Raw genomic sequence first — 13,550 nt, forward strand, 5'->3', positions numbered from 1 at the left:
GTGATGACTTTCAGTTCGGTAGGTGCAGGGTTTTGGTTTCTGTGGGGACGATGGTTTCTGTGGGGACGATGGTTTCGGTGGGGACGATGGTTTCGGTGAGGACGCTGACGTCGGGTCCCGGAACTTCGGCGGGAACCAGAGCGCCGTCCCAATCAGCGTTGACGTTGCTGGGATCGATGGGTTCCTTGCGGGAGCGTATGTACATCCAGGCGGCCATTGCGATGAGAATCGCAAAGACCACGAGCACTCCGGGCAGTCCACCGACGACATTTACCAGGCCCCAGCACGCGGCTCCCACGAGTGCAGCGGAGGGGAGCGTGATCAACCACGCGATACCCATCCGTCGTGCGACGCTCCAGCGGACTTCGGCGCCTTTGCGCCCGAGTCCGGTTCCGAGGATCGAACCCGTTGCCACGTGGGTTGTAGACAGCGGGAGACCGAGGTGGCTGGAGGTGAGAATTATTGCAGCGGAGGACGCTTCGGCAGCCATTCCCTGCGGTGCGGCAATCTCGACAAGGCCCTTGCCGAGTGTGCGGATAACCCGCCACCCGCCCAGGTAAGTGCCCGCCGCAATCGCGAGCGCACAGGTCAACTTGACCCAGAACGGCATCGGAGCGTCGGCGGAGATGGTGCCGTGTGCGACCAGAGCCAAGAAGATGACGCCCATGGTCTTCTGAGCGTCGTTGGTCCCGTGAGCGAGAGAAACCAGTGAGGCTGAACCGATTTGGCCCAAGCGGAAGCCTCGCTCCTTGGTGTTTTCGCGGACATTCGACGTGATTCGGTAGACAAGCCATGTGCCTGCTGTTGCTACCAAGCCGGCAACGAGCGGTGCCAGCGCTGCCGGGATAACCACTTTGCTCAGGACGCCGCTCCATGCGACGCCATTCATGCCCAGCGACGCAACTGCTGCGCCGATCAAGCCACCGAACAGTGCATGAGAGGAACTCGACGGGATACCGAGCAGCCAGGTGGCGAGGTTCCAGATGATGCCACCCACAAGGCCCGCGAACACTATCGTCAGGAGCGCTTGGCCACCAACATTTCCGAGGTTCACCACACCCTTCGCTACCGTTGCGGCCACCTCGACGGAGAGGAAAGCTCCGACGAGGTTGAGCGATGCGGACAGGGCCACTGCAACCTTGGGGCGTAACGCTCCGGTAGCGATCGAGGTGGCCATCGCATTTCCGGTGTCGTGAAAACCATTCGTGAAGTCGAACCCGAGCGCGGTGACAACAACAACCAGGAGAACGATCAGTTCCGCATTCACGTGTACTGATGTTCCCTGACGGACGGCCGGTGAAACCGACCCGCCTGCTGGTGTTCGAGCGCTCTAGCCGAATTGTTTCTGTGGTCACTTCGACTGAACAGGAATACGCTCGATCGATGTCCCTCGGTGAAGAGAAAACGATCTCGGTAACTACCTTCAGGAAGAGCGGCGATGGCGTTGCGACGCCCACCTGGGCTGTGCCGCTGTCTGACGGACGAATCGGATTCTGGACGTCCTCGAGATCCGGCAAGGCAAAACGGTTGCGCAACAATCCGCGGGTGACCGTTGTGCCGTGCAACAACCGTGGGAAGCCGGCGCCCGGTGCTGTGCCTGCCGCTGGGACCGCTACCTTGGTGAGCTCCGGTCCCGACTTCGACGAGATTCAAAGCAAAGTGAAAGCGAAATATGGTGTGATGGTGCCGATTTCGAAATTTTTCAATAAGCTCGGCCATATCGGCAAGGGCTCGTTTCCCTATGGCGACGTGGGCGTCGTTGTCGCCGTAGGGTCGTTGTAATCAGCCGACTGGGTCCAGGGTCACCTTCACGGATACGTTGCCCTTGTCGTCTCGGGTGCTGACTGCGTGCCCGGTGCGATCGATTCCCCGAATTTTGACGCGCATCCGATCGCCCTCGTTGAGGAAATTGCGCCACCAGTTCTTTTTCTGGGGAAGTGCAACTCGGATGAACAGTTCGTCGTTCTTCTGGCGGTAGGAAACAGGCAAAGTGAAGGTCTTTCCGGATTTGCGTCCGGTGTAGGTGATCTGGGCCGTCGAACCGCCGATGAGCTTTTCGACAAGCGGCACGCGCATCGCGGCCAAGACCACCTTGTTGATGGCCGCCGCAGACTTCTGGAAGGTGTTCATAGGTCTATCCTCGATCATCTCGATGGTGCCGTCTCGAAATTCGTTCGCCAGCTTAACCCCGATTACCTCAACGGGACTTTTATGATTCTCGGGTATCTCCGGTGATCGGATCAGGGGGCAATGTGAGAACCAAGTTGGCTGTTTTTGTGTGTGCGTCGGCGGTAGTAGTACTCACGTCGTGTGGATCGGAATCGATCGACGGTGCGGCGCAGGTGGGGGAGAGCACGGAATTCTCGACGTCGACGGAAGCATCCGTGCCCGACGTCTGTGCGGGGAGGTTGCGCTGCGTCGATGTGGCGCTGGCGGACGTCGATGGGGACGGCCTGGACGATTCGATCGGCCGAGTCGACGATCAGATAGTGGTTCTCACGATGGCCGGCACCGAAGCCCAGGTGGCGGCGACCGAGTCCACCATGCTCGCGGATCCGGCGATTCAACGAACAGGCGGATTTGTCGGAGCGTGGGACATCGACGGGCGTCCGGGGGCTGAAGTAGTCATCGCCACATCCGATCTCGGAGGTAGCGCCGCGTACAAGGTCTGGTCCTGGGAGGACTCGACACTCGCGGTGATGTCGCCGCCGGTCTCGCTGTACGAAGGCAACCCCGTTGAGTGGAAGCTGCACAGCGGCGAGGGTTACGACACTGCGGTCCGCTGCACCGGCGACACCGATAGGCCGATCGAGGTGTGGAAATTCATCTCGCCGTACGGCGGATCTACCGCCCGGCCGTCGATGAAGGTCACCTCCTACACGTATGACGCTGCGAACGGAGGCGGGTCTGGGGATGGCTCGATGTTCGGTGAAGAGGAGACCTTCAGTGCGGAGCCGCAGAATCTTCGGCAGCTGACAGGTTGGCCCTGGCTGTGTGGCGACAATGCTGTCGATCCCGCGACGGCGTCAACACTCCAGTGCGGTAGCGCTTCCCAGAACACTGCGATCACGAGTGCCGTCGCGCAAGTTCCTGCCGATGCCAGGATCCCCGATATCGAATGGATCTTCATGGGGGACACGAACTTCGATCCGTGTGCCGACCTGAGCTACGCCGTCGTCGAAACCAAGGGCGGCACGGGCAGTTCGCCTGAGCACGTGATGTTTTTCCATCGAGGTGAGTACCTCGGAACTGCGACGTCATGTGCGTTCGGATTCACCACCGTTGTCGATGGCACCAGCGAGAGTGCAACGGTGCAGTACAGGTGGCCGCGCGGTATGGACTCGAATGCAAATCCGAGCGGCTTGGCGACCGCTACTTACGTCTGGGACGGGAACGGGGTTGTCATGCAGAACGATCTGCCGGCCGAGCTGCTGAATATGAGCGGCTGTAACTAGGGTTCTGGATATGGCGACTGAAAAACTCTTGCTCGAGGCGGGAGCTCCGCAGAACTACCTGGGGCACGACGAGATCATCCAAGTTGCCGACCCGGCTATCCGATCCTTGGCGCAACAGCTGCGTCAGGAGTCGGACACCGAGAGTGCGTTCTCCAAGGTCGCATTCGAATGGGTGCGAGACAATGTCGGGCACTCCAACGATGTTCAGGATCCGAGAGTGACGTTGACCGCGACGGAGGTTCTCGAAGCGCGGGTCGGGCTGTGTTACGCAAAGTCCCACTTACTGGCCGCACTGTTGCGATCCGAGGGCATTCCGACTGGGCTCTGCTACCAGCGACTCGTGGATCGCGACGGTTTCGTGCTCCACGGATTGGTCGCGATCTATCTCGAAGGATCCTGGCATCGCCAAGATCCGCGCGGAAACAAGGCCGGGGTGAACGCGGAATTCTCACTTGGCTCGGAAAGGCTTGCCTGGCCGGTCGATCCGGCGCTGGGGGAGATCGACTACCCGCAGGTATTTGCGTCAACTGCGGCGTGCGTTGCCGATGCACTTCGCGGTGCGACCAACGTTCTCGACCTTTTGGGCGGAGGCTTGCCAACGGCCCTGGATACGTGAGTCTTCTGTGCCGGTGGCTACGTGATGAGACTTGAACTGTGGCATTAGCTTGGCTGCGTCTCGGCGCGATAGGTAATGCGTCCAGACTTGCGGCGAGCCCGGACAATTCGGCCGAGGAAAAACATCGCGGTAGCCCACACAGTGATGCCCAGGGCAGGAACAGCGACGGCGATGATGCCGACATCGAGTGGGGTCATCGTCCGATGCTACGAGAATTTGGTGTACCTACACCAGGCGGAGGTGGGCTCTCATGCTGGCTAGCTGTTTAACCAGCACGAGTCGACGCTCTGAGAGTCGCCGAATGGCGTCGACGTCACCTGCGAGTTGGGCACGGTTCAGTAGAAACTGACACGTGTCCAGTTGATCCCTGAGGTTCATCCGTTGCCGCCACCTTCGATCACGTTGTAGGTACGTTTTGACACTGTCAGTGGAAGGCGTGATATGCGCGGGCAGAATTACCTACATAGGTACCTACTTTTTCTGATCCTGCGCTCGCAAAATCAGGAATCAGTTTGTGCGTCTCGGTGAGCCGCGTTACATCGTTATTCGATCTGTAGTTACATATGTTGGTCATGTGTCACAATCGCGACATGTTGATTGTTGAAATTTTGACGGGCTGGACGGCAACCGCCGCGTTCCTTGCTGTTTGGTTAGGCCGCGCTATCAATCATGCTGATGCGGAAGGAGCGCTCCGCGCCTGGCGGTGATCAAACTTGGCGGTGGGCTACCGCAGCGCCCGGTATGCGATCCAAAATATCAAATGCCTTCTTGCTCATACGAATTGAATTTTCGTATGTAGACGAATCCGCCAGCATCGATGAAGTTCAACCCAGTCGCACCAAACCCGTTCCCGATTCATAGGGGGCGGGGCATCGAGCAATTCTGGGCGGAGTTACTTGCGATACCGGTCGATGAATCTGGTAAGCAATTCGACACGTACAGGGTTGATGCAATGCACGTGGATCTCCCTCGGCCACACACTGTTTTCGCGCATCCAGCGAATGACCGAGCGTGTGGTGTCATCGCCGCCCAGGTTGTAATCAAGAGAGACTCGTTCCACCATGCCGAAACAGAGTGCGTCGATAGCTCCGGAACTGGTCTTTGCCCACGTCCACCCATCTGGCGGTTTCCGTAAGTTGTCGACCCAGAGGTTCATTGTGTATCCGTGGCTATGTTCGGTTGCATTGCTAACCATCTCCCGAAACGGGGGCGAAAGTCCAGCACCTAAGGTGGGCGAGTCGCAAGTGCTGTCAGTCCCGAAGTCTGTGGGGTGTTAGTCGGTCGGGGTAAGCGACCTAAGGAATTCCTCCCAACAGTCGCTGCGTGTGAGCAACTCTGGGCAGCCTGCAAATACGAATCGGCTGCCATCTGTCCCGATCGTCTTGTTCGGAAACCTGGCACGAACCTGTGCGCAGGCCTACGGTTAGGAATGCGAGGCAAGACATGAGGGGTCAGCTCAGCACGGAAAGAGGGTCCCCACGTTGTGTGCTCAACGCGGATGACGACAAAGGCCCCCACCCTCAGCGACTGAGAGTGGGGGCATCGTTCATTGAAGCGAAATCCCCCGACATGGAAGAAGTCCCGAACGACATCGGTTCCTGTGGGCTGTGTGCTCAACCGGCAAGAACCTGAACCGCGCGGTTGCGAGGCCGCATGCTCGCCCCGGCCGTCGCGGCCTGCGAGTCATGTACCCACTTGGCCGTGATCGAAACGAGACCTATGCAGCCCTGCCCGCTAGTTGCCATGCGTGAGCAATTCTGTGCGGTGGGCTCTTCCAATCCCGTGCGCCCCGGTCGGGTGAAACCGGGGGTGAACCCGCCACCAAAACTGGACCACAGTCCGACAGAGCCAGACAACCCATGGCACACTCCCAGCTATGTGGTGGATTGTCGGAATTGTCGCCGTTTGGATCGTCGTAGGCGCGTTGTCCGCGGTCTGGATCGGCCGCGCAATCAGCCACACCGACCTCGAAGAATCAGCCGCCGAACTGCGGCGAGCAGAAAGGCGTGAGATGCGGCACGCCGGATGCGACAAGCCCCGCCAGGGTGACTAGTTCGAACCTTGGATCCGTGCCCACGTCGCGCCGGTCCACATGAGCGTAAGTGACTCTCCCACAGCGCTCAGTGCCCTATTTGTCGCATCGGACTTCAAAGTGCGACCAGACGTTCCATGCTGAACCGTGAGCCCGGCATTGGCCGCCGACATGTAAGCGAGTGCCGCGTTGGCATACGAGGTGACTTTCGACGACCTAGACAGCGATGAGCTACCCGCGTTCGGGTTCTCCGACGGATAGCGCCAAGACAACCCTCGATGTCTACGGGCACGGCCCGACGCAGACGAGTCCACCCGCTCTGCGATCGATGCTGGGATCGCGAAGCGGGTGGACTCGGCTAAAGGTACTGCGGACGGAGGGCTAGACCTGTGAACTGCTGTGCAGGTCAGCCACTCCACCGGGATCACACGTCGTAGTAGAGCTCGGATTGCCACCTGGGCGTTTGCGATTGATAGCATTTGCGAGCAGATGGCAGCTACCAGCGGAAATGGTCGATAGTGACGTTGGTTGTTGATAGTGCGCGATAGCAGTCCTGCGGACGCTCTGCGGACGGAGTGGCACGGTTTCCGGCCCCCTTTGAGTTGGGTACCAGATGGGAATGACCGCCCCATTGCTGACTTATGCCGAGGCTGGCGCTCGACTGAATGTTTCGGGCAAGGTTGTCGCATCAATGTGCCGTCGGGGCCTGTTGCCGCGGATTGTTCTATCGCCTCGCCAACACCGAATTGACCCGAACGACCTCGAGGAATTCATCAGGCAACATCGAAGCCAAGCTAAATAGGTGCAACCATTTTGCCGAGTAACCGACCGATATTCCTATTGCTTCCGGTGTATCTGGTTTGATTCCCCCCATGAAGAAGATATTCGTTGGGGCATTGGCCGTTACGGGGCTATTGCTGACTGGATGTAGCTCAGGTGACGCCGATCCGGTTCGTGCGGATTCAACAACCGGAGCAAATCTCTACGACAGTTGTGCGGACGCTGTCGCTGCCGGTGCGGCTCCACTGCGCGAAGGTGATCCTGGCTACCGACTAAGTTGGGACCGCGATAACGACGGGGTTGCATGCGAAGTTGACGCTGCAGCTGCACCGTCAACAAGCAGTAAAACACCGGAGTTCGATGCAGTGGAGTACCAGGCACAAATCGAGCGAGCGCTCCTGGCTGGCGCGGGCCTCGATTCATTCACCGCCGCATGTCCCGATATCTCGTGGCTGTGCACAATTAGTGACATCGAAGCGCGAAACTCGTCCATCATCGTCATCACACAGCAGGTGACAGAAGCTGACGAGGAACTGGGCAGGAAGACGGTCATCGGCGTCAAGAACTTCATCGGCGAGCAGTTCCCCGATCTCGGATGGGTCCAAGTCAATAATGCGACGGGAACGGTTCTAGCCAACGAGAGCATCTAGCGGTTGGCCCGGATCTGTAGAGGTCCCGGGGTTACATTCGCCGTCATAATATGACAAGCCCGCTCGAAATCCGGAAATTATGACCTGCGCGTGCAACGACTTATGTCATTCGTTGGCATGATTTTTACGCGAAATTGCCGTTCGAGCTCCCGGTGCAGTCGTACCGTGGTTGTGCGGGGTTTCGGCGTGAGGGGGCCATTCCCGGCATGGATAGTGGGTCGCCGTGCTGTGTGCTCAGCTCGGATGACAACGAAACCCCCAACCTCGCGATGAGGTTGGGGGTTTCGTGACTACTGGTATGTAAGTGGCGAGGCAAAGTTGCTGCCGGTACCTTTATCGCGCCCCTACTTCGAGAACTCACAAGATAGTTCCGCTGAAGGGTGCCAGGCCCCGCCGGCAGCGACTCCCATCCCAGTCGGCGGGGCCTGCCTAAACTTCTATCCTGTTTCTAACCCGTCTGCAAGCCGCCGGCTTCACGATGAGATTGGGCGCTTTTGAGCAATTCTGGGCGGATTTTTTAATGGGACATCATCAGCGCAACCTGCAAGTGCTCTGTAAATTCTTGGCATGTGCCCTGTTATCGGATTCGCTACGAACCCGCCAATACAGTCCTCGGATGCGGGGAGTTCGACAACGACCACGACGCGATCAGGTGGGCACATGAGACGCTCAAGCCGCATCCTCCGCGGGCAGTCAAATGCATTCTGGAAAAGCAGATTGTCGACGATGAATGGACTTTTGCGGCGATGGTAGGACGCGTTCACGGACAAGTCGTCACCTGGGAGGAAATGATGACCCTTATAGAGGCTTACAAAACTGAGTTATGAGTTGCCCTCTTCGAGTCCGAGATACTTCAGTGCAGCATGCGCGGCATCGAGCTTGACCTGATACTCGTCAATCTCCTCATACTTAGCGGCGCGTTCTGCCTTCTGTTCGTCTGACGGCCAACCACCCTCGCGTCCCACTTCTGGATGGTGAGCAAGAGTGGGCGGATCATGCGGTATCAATCGATCGTGCAATTGAGCCCTCAAGTAACTGTTACCTGCCGAAGACTGGCATAAGTCACTCAGCGCCGTATAAATTTCTTTCGCTCTCACCGACTGCTGAGCCAGTTGCGTGGTCGAGTAGCCCCGCCGATGATGTTCCCCAGATCATCGGCGGGCACCACGAATCGGCACACAGATTAGGACGAAAGATCCGGCCATGTCGAAACACAAAACTCCGAGAATCGAGCGCGAGGTCAGGCAAGCCGATCCCGCAGACAGGCTGAAGACGTGGCTGGTTATTGCACTGTGCATTTTCACGCTGCTTGCAGTTATCTGCGGTCTGATCTACGACCAGAGCCGCTGGGGCTGAGCAATTCTGGGCGGGTGAAATCAGGGGTGAACGTGTCAGCCGGTTCGTTGCTCGTGGCATCTTCAGCTATGCGACGGATTGTCGCTTTCCTGGGACTCCTGTAATACCAGGCTGTTGACCCCTTCGGGATGTTGACGTGCCTGCTGGCAAAGCCCCCAACCTCTAAGGGTTGGGGGCTTTGTGCCGTCAGGTGACACGGACAGGCTTGGAGACTAAACGCCGATCAAGACTCCACGGAAGCTCGTCGCGCTGCCATCAGCTGAGCCGGTGACGGTGCCCGTTGACGCAATATAGAAACCAGGATTCACGAATGTCCCAGCTGTCAGATAGGCGATCGTCGTTACACCGACCACGTTCTGTCCAGCGACGGACTGTTGCCCCATCGCGATCTCCGTTTTCGTGCCGTTCGTCGTGGCGGACTGCGAGATCAGCGCATACGAGCCAGCAGTGGCCGGTGCAGTTCCAAATTTGATGTTCGCGGTCAGCATGTACCAGCCGGTTGTCGGGATTGCGACTTCTCCGATCGCAAGGACCGACACTGCTCCCGCCCCGGATACTTGGACTGCGGAGTCGATCAGCCCCGCATAGGTTGCTCGGTAACCTGCGGTGAGCGATGCGGTCGCGGTCGTGCTGACGCGAGCGAGATGCCACGCTGTGGCGGTGATCGCCGAGGCCGGGTGCGTATGGGGTTTCGGGTCTGTGGCAGCGATCGCTGCCACCGTCGCCGCCCGAAGCTCGGCCGGGGTGATACCGAAGTTCGCGGCGTTCGCTGTGCCCGCATTCCACACGGTCTGAGTCGTGCCCAGCGGTGACCGGGCATCTGACAGGCGCGAGTCGGAAGTGCCCACTGCACCGGAGACATCCGCGACCGACAACGTGACCGCACCGTTGCGTCCAGCCACCGACGACACCGGAGAGGCGGGGTACATGCGTTCGCGCCAGTTCGCCAGCACCGTCGACGGTTCCGCAATCAACTGCCAGTCGGTGCCGCGATCGGCGCGTGAGCACCAATCGCCGCGCTGGCCGACGAGTGCGAGCATCGCCGCCTGACTGGCTACCTCACCCAGGAAATCGGTCAGGGCGATCGCGGGGAGCTGCGCCTGCGGAATGAGCCCGTTGACCAGATCCGCTTTCGTCGGATGATCATGCACCACAGGAGCTCCGCCGATATCGGCGAGAACCTGCGCCGGGGTACGCATCTGCACAGCGCCCGTACCCGCGCCCCGCATGTACGAACCGTCCACCAGATCGCCGCGCCCGATACCCCCACGAGCAACAGGCAGGGTGCCGGAGTCGATATCCGCAGCAGAGTGCTTATGGACCTTTGGAGCCAGCAGCGCATCCGCCGCGTCGACGTAATCCTTACGGGTGAGCTCGTTCGCCGCCCCTGGAGAGTTGTCGGCGTACAGTCGGCCAACCGTGATGTAACCCGGAGTCTTCAAAGCGCCCGCTGCCGAACGATAGAAGAACGTGTCGGTGCCGAACTGCATTCCACCTTGTTGGTTGGTGGTGTTGTCGCCTACCCGGAACTTTGTTGCTATCCCTGCGTCCGTCGCGCCAAACAGAATGGCGCGATCCTTGGTCCACTTGAACGGAAACGCCAGCTCTTTGCCAGACCCTTGATCCCCCTTGCGATTCGTCAACGCCTGAATCGTGCCCACTGCAACCGCAGCGGTCCCGCTGGTCCGGGTGAATGTCAACCGCATGAATGTCGCAGATCCCCAGGTCGGGATCGTGATGATGACATTGTTCACGCCCTGGGTTGCTGTCGAGCTACCGACCACTGTCCAGGCGATGCCGTCAGTAGACTGTTCGACCGCCGCGACAACGGTTCTCGCGGTTCCGACATACGTGTACGAGACCACGAAATGCTCAACCGAGGTAAATGCAACGCTCGAATGATTCCAGGTGTAGCGCACCGCATCCTGCAACGAGTCGGCCGGGAGCAGAGTTGTCTTACTCGATTCGAGGTGAGCGAACGGAGCCACATCGGTTGTCACCGTCGCCCAATCACCCTTCGGTGGACGAGCATCGATCTCCGCCCCGAGATTCGGGCCGTACAGCCCATCGAGGTCGTGACCCTTCCCTGGAATCAACGTCACCTCGGTCGCGAAACCCTGTGCCGCATACCAAGCAGCACCGGCATTCGCAGCCTCGATCGCATTGAAACCGTCACCCGGCTCACTACCGTTGTCATTCGCACCGGCCACCCACCGGCAATGCCACCCCGACTTGAAAGTCGGATCGTACGGTGCGAACGATGTAGCCGGAGCTCCGCCGCCACCGAACACGATGAACCCGCCACCGAGAATCCCCAACTCGACACCGAAGTGCGGCAACAGATACCGGGTGATGAACTGACTGCCACCGGAGAATCCGGAGAGCCAGATCTTCTTCCGGTCGAGGTTGTAGCGGCCCATGAGGTACGCAATCAAATCCTTTGCATACCTGGGGTTTTCCTCTTTGCCGTACCACTCCCACCAGGTAAGGCGACCAACTGCGTCGTCCGGGGTGAGCGGCACAACGAGCACCATGTTCCGCGCTTTCGCCTGCGCGATCAAACCACTCGCGCCGCCCAGACTCCACGCGCTGGTGGGGTTCGTGTACTCGAACGCGCCATCACCGTGGAAATGCACCACCAGCCCAACAGGTTTCGACCAATCCAGGCCAGCCGCGTACAGATGGTATTTCGATGCGTAGCCGTTGGTTGCCGTGAACGAGATAGCGGTGACGTCAGTAAGCGCGCCACCTGTACCGCCGCTACCCACGGAGATCGTTCGAGCTTCCTGAACCGGAACACCGAGCTGCGATCCGAACGCGAGCACATCATGCCACCAGTCATTGACCTCGGGCATCCGCGCAATGCTCTGCCGAGCTGAAACCGGGATCTTCGGCAAAGTCACTGCGTCATCGCGAAGCTTCAGCGTGGTCACGCCGTTATCGGGCACCCCACCGGCCTGTGTCTGATCACGCGCAAGCTCGGCAGCCTTGCGTTCCAGGAACGCAGCCGCGCGAGACGCCTCCGCTTCGGTCGCGAAGGTGCCAGCGGCATTCTTATTCGTCAACGCCGCCGCAGCCGAAGCCCCAGCATTGGTCGCCGAAACACCGGCAGCGTTCTTGTGTGCCAACGCATTCGCTTCGGCAAGCTCGGCAGCCTTGCGTTCCAGGAACGCAGCCGCGCGAGCGGCTTCCGCGTCCGTTGCCGAGTCGCCCGCAGCGTCCTTGTGCGCCAGAGCGGCAGTCGCCGAGTTGCCGGCATTCGTCGCCGACGACTCGGCAGCCTCCATATGCGCCAACGCATTCGCTTCAGAACGCGCAGCAGCGCCCGTGCTCGCGACAATCTCGTTCCGATACCGCTGCACTTCGGAAATGACGGGCGGGTCGTAGACGTACGCTGATTCGAGGAGCTCTTCCAGAGTCACCTCGTCGTCGCCATCCGGTACGGTGACCCGCTTCGGGATTGAATCAGCCAGGCCGCTGCGGATTTCGACGACGAGCTCACCCGGCTCGACAGTCACTGTGGCGAGACCGGCAACGACATCGATCGGATACGGCGTCGTTGTCACCACACGACCGTCCACCGTGACGGACGGCCGGTGTGCAGGTGCCGAGAGAAACACTGCGCGGGTTGCAGAGACCGGGCGTCCGCCGACGTCGGCGAGGTTGATTTTCAGAGTGGTCATAGCGGCGGTCCCTCCTGCCGGTTGAGATGATTCCAGGCGCGCTCCGAAAGCTGCGGGCGCTCTTCGCTTCCGGGCATCCGATCGGCGATCCATTGAATCGTTGCCCGCGCCCACGTCAGTAGGTCGTCGAGTAATCCGTCGCGCTCGTGGTCCGTCTTTTTCAGTTGGTCCACTTCGGCGCGAAGTGTTGCGTTCTCCGCTTTGTTGGCTGCGCTTTCGAGCCGTACAGCTACGAGGTCCTCACGAAGTGGGTCGAGAATGATGTCGAAGTCCTTGCGCTGTTGCTCAAGGATGCTGTCGAAGTCCTTGCGCTGTTGCTCGAGCAGATTCACTCGGTCGGATCTGCGGCTCCCCACGTACGTGGCCAGGGCGGTGATCGCTGAGACGATCACCGCCCCGACCGCGGGCCAGAACGCTGGGTGATTGAACACCGGCCCTCCTCGGGTCAGTCGAGGGTGATCAGAAGGGGCCGCTGCCGCCGTCGTCCGGTCCAGCTTCGATTGCAATCAGCTCGGGCTGCACAGGCGCGAGCGAAGGCAGGCCCTTGGTCGCACCGAAGTTGCTCGAGGCCAGTGACGTCAGCACCGACACCAGCGCAGCGGTTGCAGCCAGGGTGAGAGCGGCGCGCCAGTCGATGTCGGAGAGCGTGCCGGTAGCCGGGATTGCACCCACCAGCGCACTGATGAAGGTTCGCCCAACTCGATCAGCCAGGTCGATCAGGAAGTTCCCGGACGTGATTGCCGTCGACGTCGACAGCGCGATCAGGAGCGACACGAGTGCCGCAAGCGCGGCTGAGGACAGCGCCGACGTCCACGAGACCGACACGAGCGTTGCGCCGCCAGCAAGGAAGATGACCAGCGTTTGGATGAATGTCTTGCCGGTGCGGTCGAGCAGGTCCAGCCAGAAGGCTTTCGCGAGGATAGAGTGCGCGCCGACGAGCTCGACGCCGACTGTGATGGTGTTATCGGATTCAGCCAT

General features: G+C 59.9%; 15 protein-coding genes. 7 read left to right on the forward strand and 8 right to left on the reverse strand.

Features of this window, described 5'->3' with window-relative positions; all coding sequences use genetic code 11:
* Nucleotides 1-10: 10 nt before the first annotated feature.
* A complete protein-coding gene (locus tag R4P64_RS07610; protein ID WP_317820065.1) occupies nucleotides 11-1,267 on the reverse strand; it encodes an inorganic phosphate transporter in 1,257 nt (418 codons plus the stop codon).
* 29 nt (nucleotides 1,268-1,296) lie between these two features.
* Between R4P64_RS07610 and R4P64_RS07615 the strand changes: the two genes are divergently transcribed.
* Nucleotides 1,297-1,782, forward strand: a complete 486-nt coding sequence (locus tag R4P64_RS07615; protein ID WP_317820067.1) for a PPOX class F420-dependent oxidoreductase — start codon at nucleotides 1,297-1,299, stop codon at nucleotides 1,780-1,782.
* Here the strand turns inward: R4P64_RS07615 and R4P64_RS07620 are convergent, their stop codons facing one another.
* Nucleotides 1,783-2,130, reverse strand: coding sequence for a nitroreductase/quinone reductase family protein (locus tag R4P64_RS07620; protein ID WP_095886522.1), 348 nt, complete (start codon nucleotides 2,128-2,130; stop codon nucleotides 1,783-1,785).
* 122 nt (nucleotides 2,131-2,252) lie between these two features.
* Here R4P64_RS07620 and R4P64_RS07625 point away from each other — a divergent pair, with 122 nt between their 5' ends.
* Nucleotides 2,253-3,455, forward strand: a complete 1,203-nt coding sequence (locus R4P64_RS07625) for an LppP/LprE family lipoprotein (protein ID WP_317820069.1) — start codon at nucleotides 2,253-2,255, stop codon at nucleotides 3,453-3,455.
* Nucleotides 3,456-3,465: 10 nt separating this feature from the next.
* Nucleotides 3,466-4,071 (forward strand): transglutaminase-like domain-containing protein, encoded by a 606-nt coding sequence (locus tag R4P64_RS07630; protein WP_045070342.1) that lies wholly within the window; start codon nucleotides 3,466-3,468, stop codon nucleotides 4,069-4,071.
* 44 nt (nucleotides 4,072-4,115) lie between these two features.
* Here R4P64_RS07630 and R4P64_RS07635 read toward each other — a convergent pair whose 3' ends face one another.
* Together R4P64_RS07635 and R4P64_RS07640 are read right to left on the reverse strand one after the other, a co-directional pair.
* Nucleotides 4,116-4,268: a hypothetical protein gene (locus R4P64_RS07635; protein WP_155276671.1), complete on the reverse strand. Its 153-nt coding sequence runs from the start codon at nucleotides 4,266-4,268 to the stop codon at nucleotides 4,116-4,118.
* 695 nt (nucleotides 4,269-4,963) lie between these two features.
* Complete coding sequence (locus tag R4P64_RS07640) at nucleotides 4,964-5,266, reverse strand: cyclic-phosphate processing receiver domain-containing protein (RefSeq protein ID WP_307718102.1); 303 nt, start codon at nucleotides 5,264-5,266, stop codon at nucleotides 4,964-4,966.
* Nucleotides 5,267-5,947: 681 nt separating this feature from the next.
* Here R4P64_RS07640 and R4P64_RS07645 point away from each other — a divergent pair.
* From R4P64_RS07645 to R4P64_RS07650, 3 genes are all read left to right on the forward strand, one after another.
* Nucleotides 5,948-6,124, forward strand: a complete 177-nt coding sequence (locus tag R4P64_RS07645; RefSeq protein WP_162487763.1) for a hypothetical protein — start codon at nucleotides 5,948-5,950, stop codon at nucleotides 6,122-6,124.
* 598 nt (nucleotides 6,125-6,722) lie between these two features.
* Nucleotides 6,723-6,905 carry a helix-turn-helix domain-containing protein gene (locus R4P64_RS33990; RefSeq protein WP_411742646.1) on the forward strand — a complete coding sequence of 61 codons (183 nt, stop codon included), beginning with the start codon at nucleotides 6,723-6,725 and terminating at the stop codon, nucleotides 6,903-6,905.
* Between the two features lie 70 nt (nucleotides 6,906-6,975).
* The gene (locus R4P64_RS07650; protein ID WP_317820072.1) at nucleotides 6,976-7,533 is read left to right on the forward strand and encodes an excalibur calcium-binding domain-containing protein; all 558 of its coding nucleotides are present in this window, start codon (nucleotides 6,976-6,978) and stop codon (nucleotides 7,531-7,533) included.
* Nucleotides 7,534-8,354: 821 nt separating this feature from the next.
* On the opposite strand, the gene R4P64_RS07655 is transcribed toward R4P64_RS07650, so the two are convergent.
* The gene (locus R4P64_RS07655) at nucleotides 8,355-8,498 is read right to left on the reverse strand and encodes a hypothetical protein (RefSeq protein WP_317820073.1); all 144 of its coding nucleotides are present in this window, start codon (nucleotides 8,496-8,498) and stop codon (nucleotides 8,355-8,357) included.
* Nucleotides 8,499-8,736: 238 nt separating this feature from the next.
* On the opposite strand from R4P64_RS07655, the gene R4P64_RS07660 reads away from it, so the two are divergent.
* Entirely contained in the window at nucleotides 8,737-8,889 is a 153-nt protein-coding gene (locus R4P64_RS07660; protein WP_317820074.1) for a hypothetical protein, read from the forward strand.
* A 212-nt stretch (nucleotides 8,890-9,101) separates the two neighbouring features.
* Here R4P64_RS07660 and R4P64_RS07665 read toward each other — a convergent pair whose 3' ends face one another.
* Genes R4P64_RS07665 through R4P64_RS07675 form a run of 3 tightly spaced genes read right to left on the reverse strand, consistent with a single transcriptional unit; the run spans nucleotide 9,102 to nucleotide 13,550 of the window.
* Complete coding sequence (locus tag R4P64_RS07665) at nucleotides 9,102-12,572, reverse strand: hypothetical protein (RefSeq protein ID WP_317820076.1); 3,471 nt, start codon at nucleotides 12,570-12,572, stop codon at nucleotides 9,102-9,104.
* Complete coding sequence (locus R4P64_RS07670; RefSeq protein ID WP_317820078.1) at nucleotides 12,569-13,003, reverse strand: hypothetical protein; 435 nt, start codon at nucleotides 13,001-13,003, stop codon at nucleotides 12,569-12,571. The genes R4P64_RS07665 and R4P64_RS07670 overlap by 4 nt, the downstream gene beginning before the upstream one ends.
* 28 nt (nucleotides 13,004-13,031) lie before the next feature.
* Nucleotides 13,032-13,550, reverse strand: a complete 519-nt coding sequence (locus R4P64_RS07675) for a holin (RefSeq protein WP_317820079.1) — start codon at nucleotides 13,548-13,550, stop codon at nucleotides 13,032-13,034.

The sequence above is a fragment of the Rhodococcus sp. IEGM 1366 genome (assembly GCF_033142425.1).
In the GTDB taxonomy this organism is placed as follows: domain Bacteria; phylum Actinomycetota; class Actinomycetes; order Mycobacteriales; family Mycobacteriaceae; genus Rhodococcus_F; species Rhodococcus_F globerula.

Excerpts from the sequence above, each read along its gene's own strand:
- R4P64_RS33990 (WP_411742646.1), top strand. The coding sequence starts at position 6,723 with ATGACCGCCCCATTGCTGACTTATGCCGAGGCTGGCGCTCGACTGAAT.
- R4P64_RS07650 (WP_317820072.1), top strand. The coding sequence starts at position 6,976 with ATGAAGAAGATATTCGTTGGGGCATTGGCCGTTACGGGGCTATTGCTG.
- R4P64_RS07675 (WP_317820079.1), bottom strand. The coding sequence starts at position 13,550 with ATGGCTGAATCCGATAACACCATCACAGTCGGCGTCGAGCTCGTCGGC.
- R4P64_RS07635 (WP_155276671.1), bottom strand. The coding sequence starts at position 4,268 with ATGACCCCACTCGATGTCGGCATCATCGCCGTCGCTGTTCCTGCCCTG.
- R4P64_RS07660 (WP_317820074.1), top strand. The coding sequence starts at position 8,737 with ATGTCGAAACACAAAACTCCGAGAATCGAGCGCGAGGTCAGGCAAGCC.
- R4P64_RS07620 (WP_095886522.1), bottom strand. The coding sequence starts at position 2,130 with ATGAACACCTTCCAGAAGTCTGCGGCGGCCATCAACAAGGTGGTCTTG.
- R4P64_RS07665 (WP_317820076.1), bottom strand. The coding sequence starts at position 12,572 with ATGACCACTCTGAAAATCAACCTCGCCGACGTCGGCGGACGCCCGGTC.
- R4P64_RS07640 (WP_307718102.1), bottom strand. The coding sequence starts at position 5,266 with ATGGTTAGCAATGCAACCGAACATAGCCACGGATACACAATGAACCTC.
- R4P64_RS07630 (WP_045070342.1), top strand. The coding sequence starts at position 3,466 with ATGGCGACTGAAAAACTCTTGCTCGAGGCGGGAGCTCCGCAGAACTAC.
- R4P64_RS07645 (WP_162487763.1), top strand. The coding sequence starts at position 5,948 with ATGTGGTGGATTGTCGGAATTGTCGCCGTTTGGATCGTCGTAGGCGCG.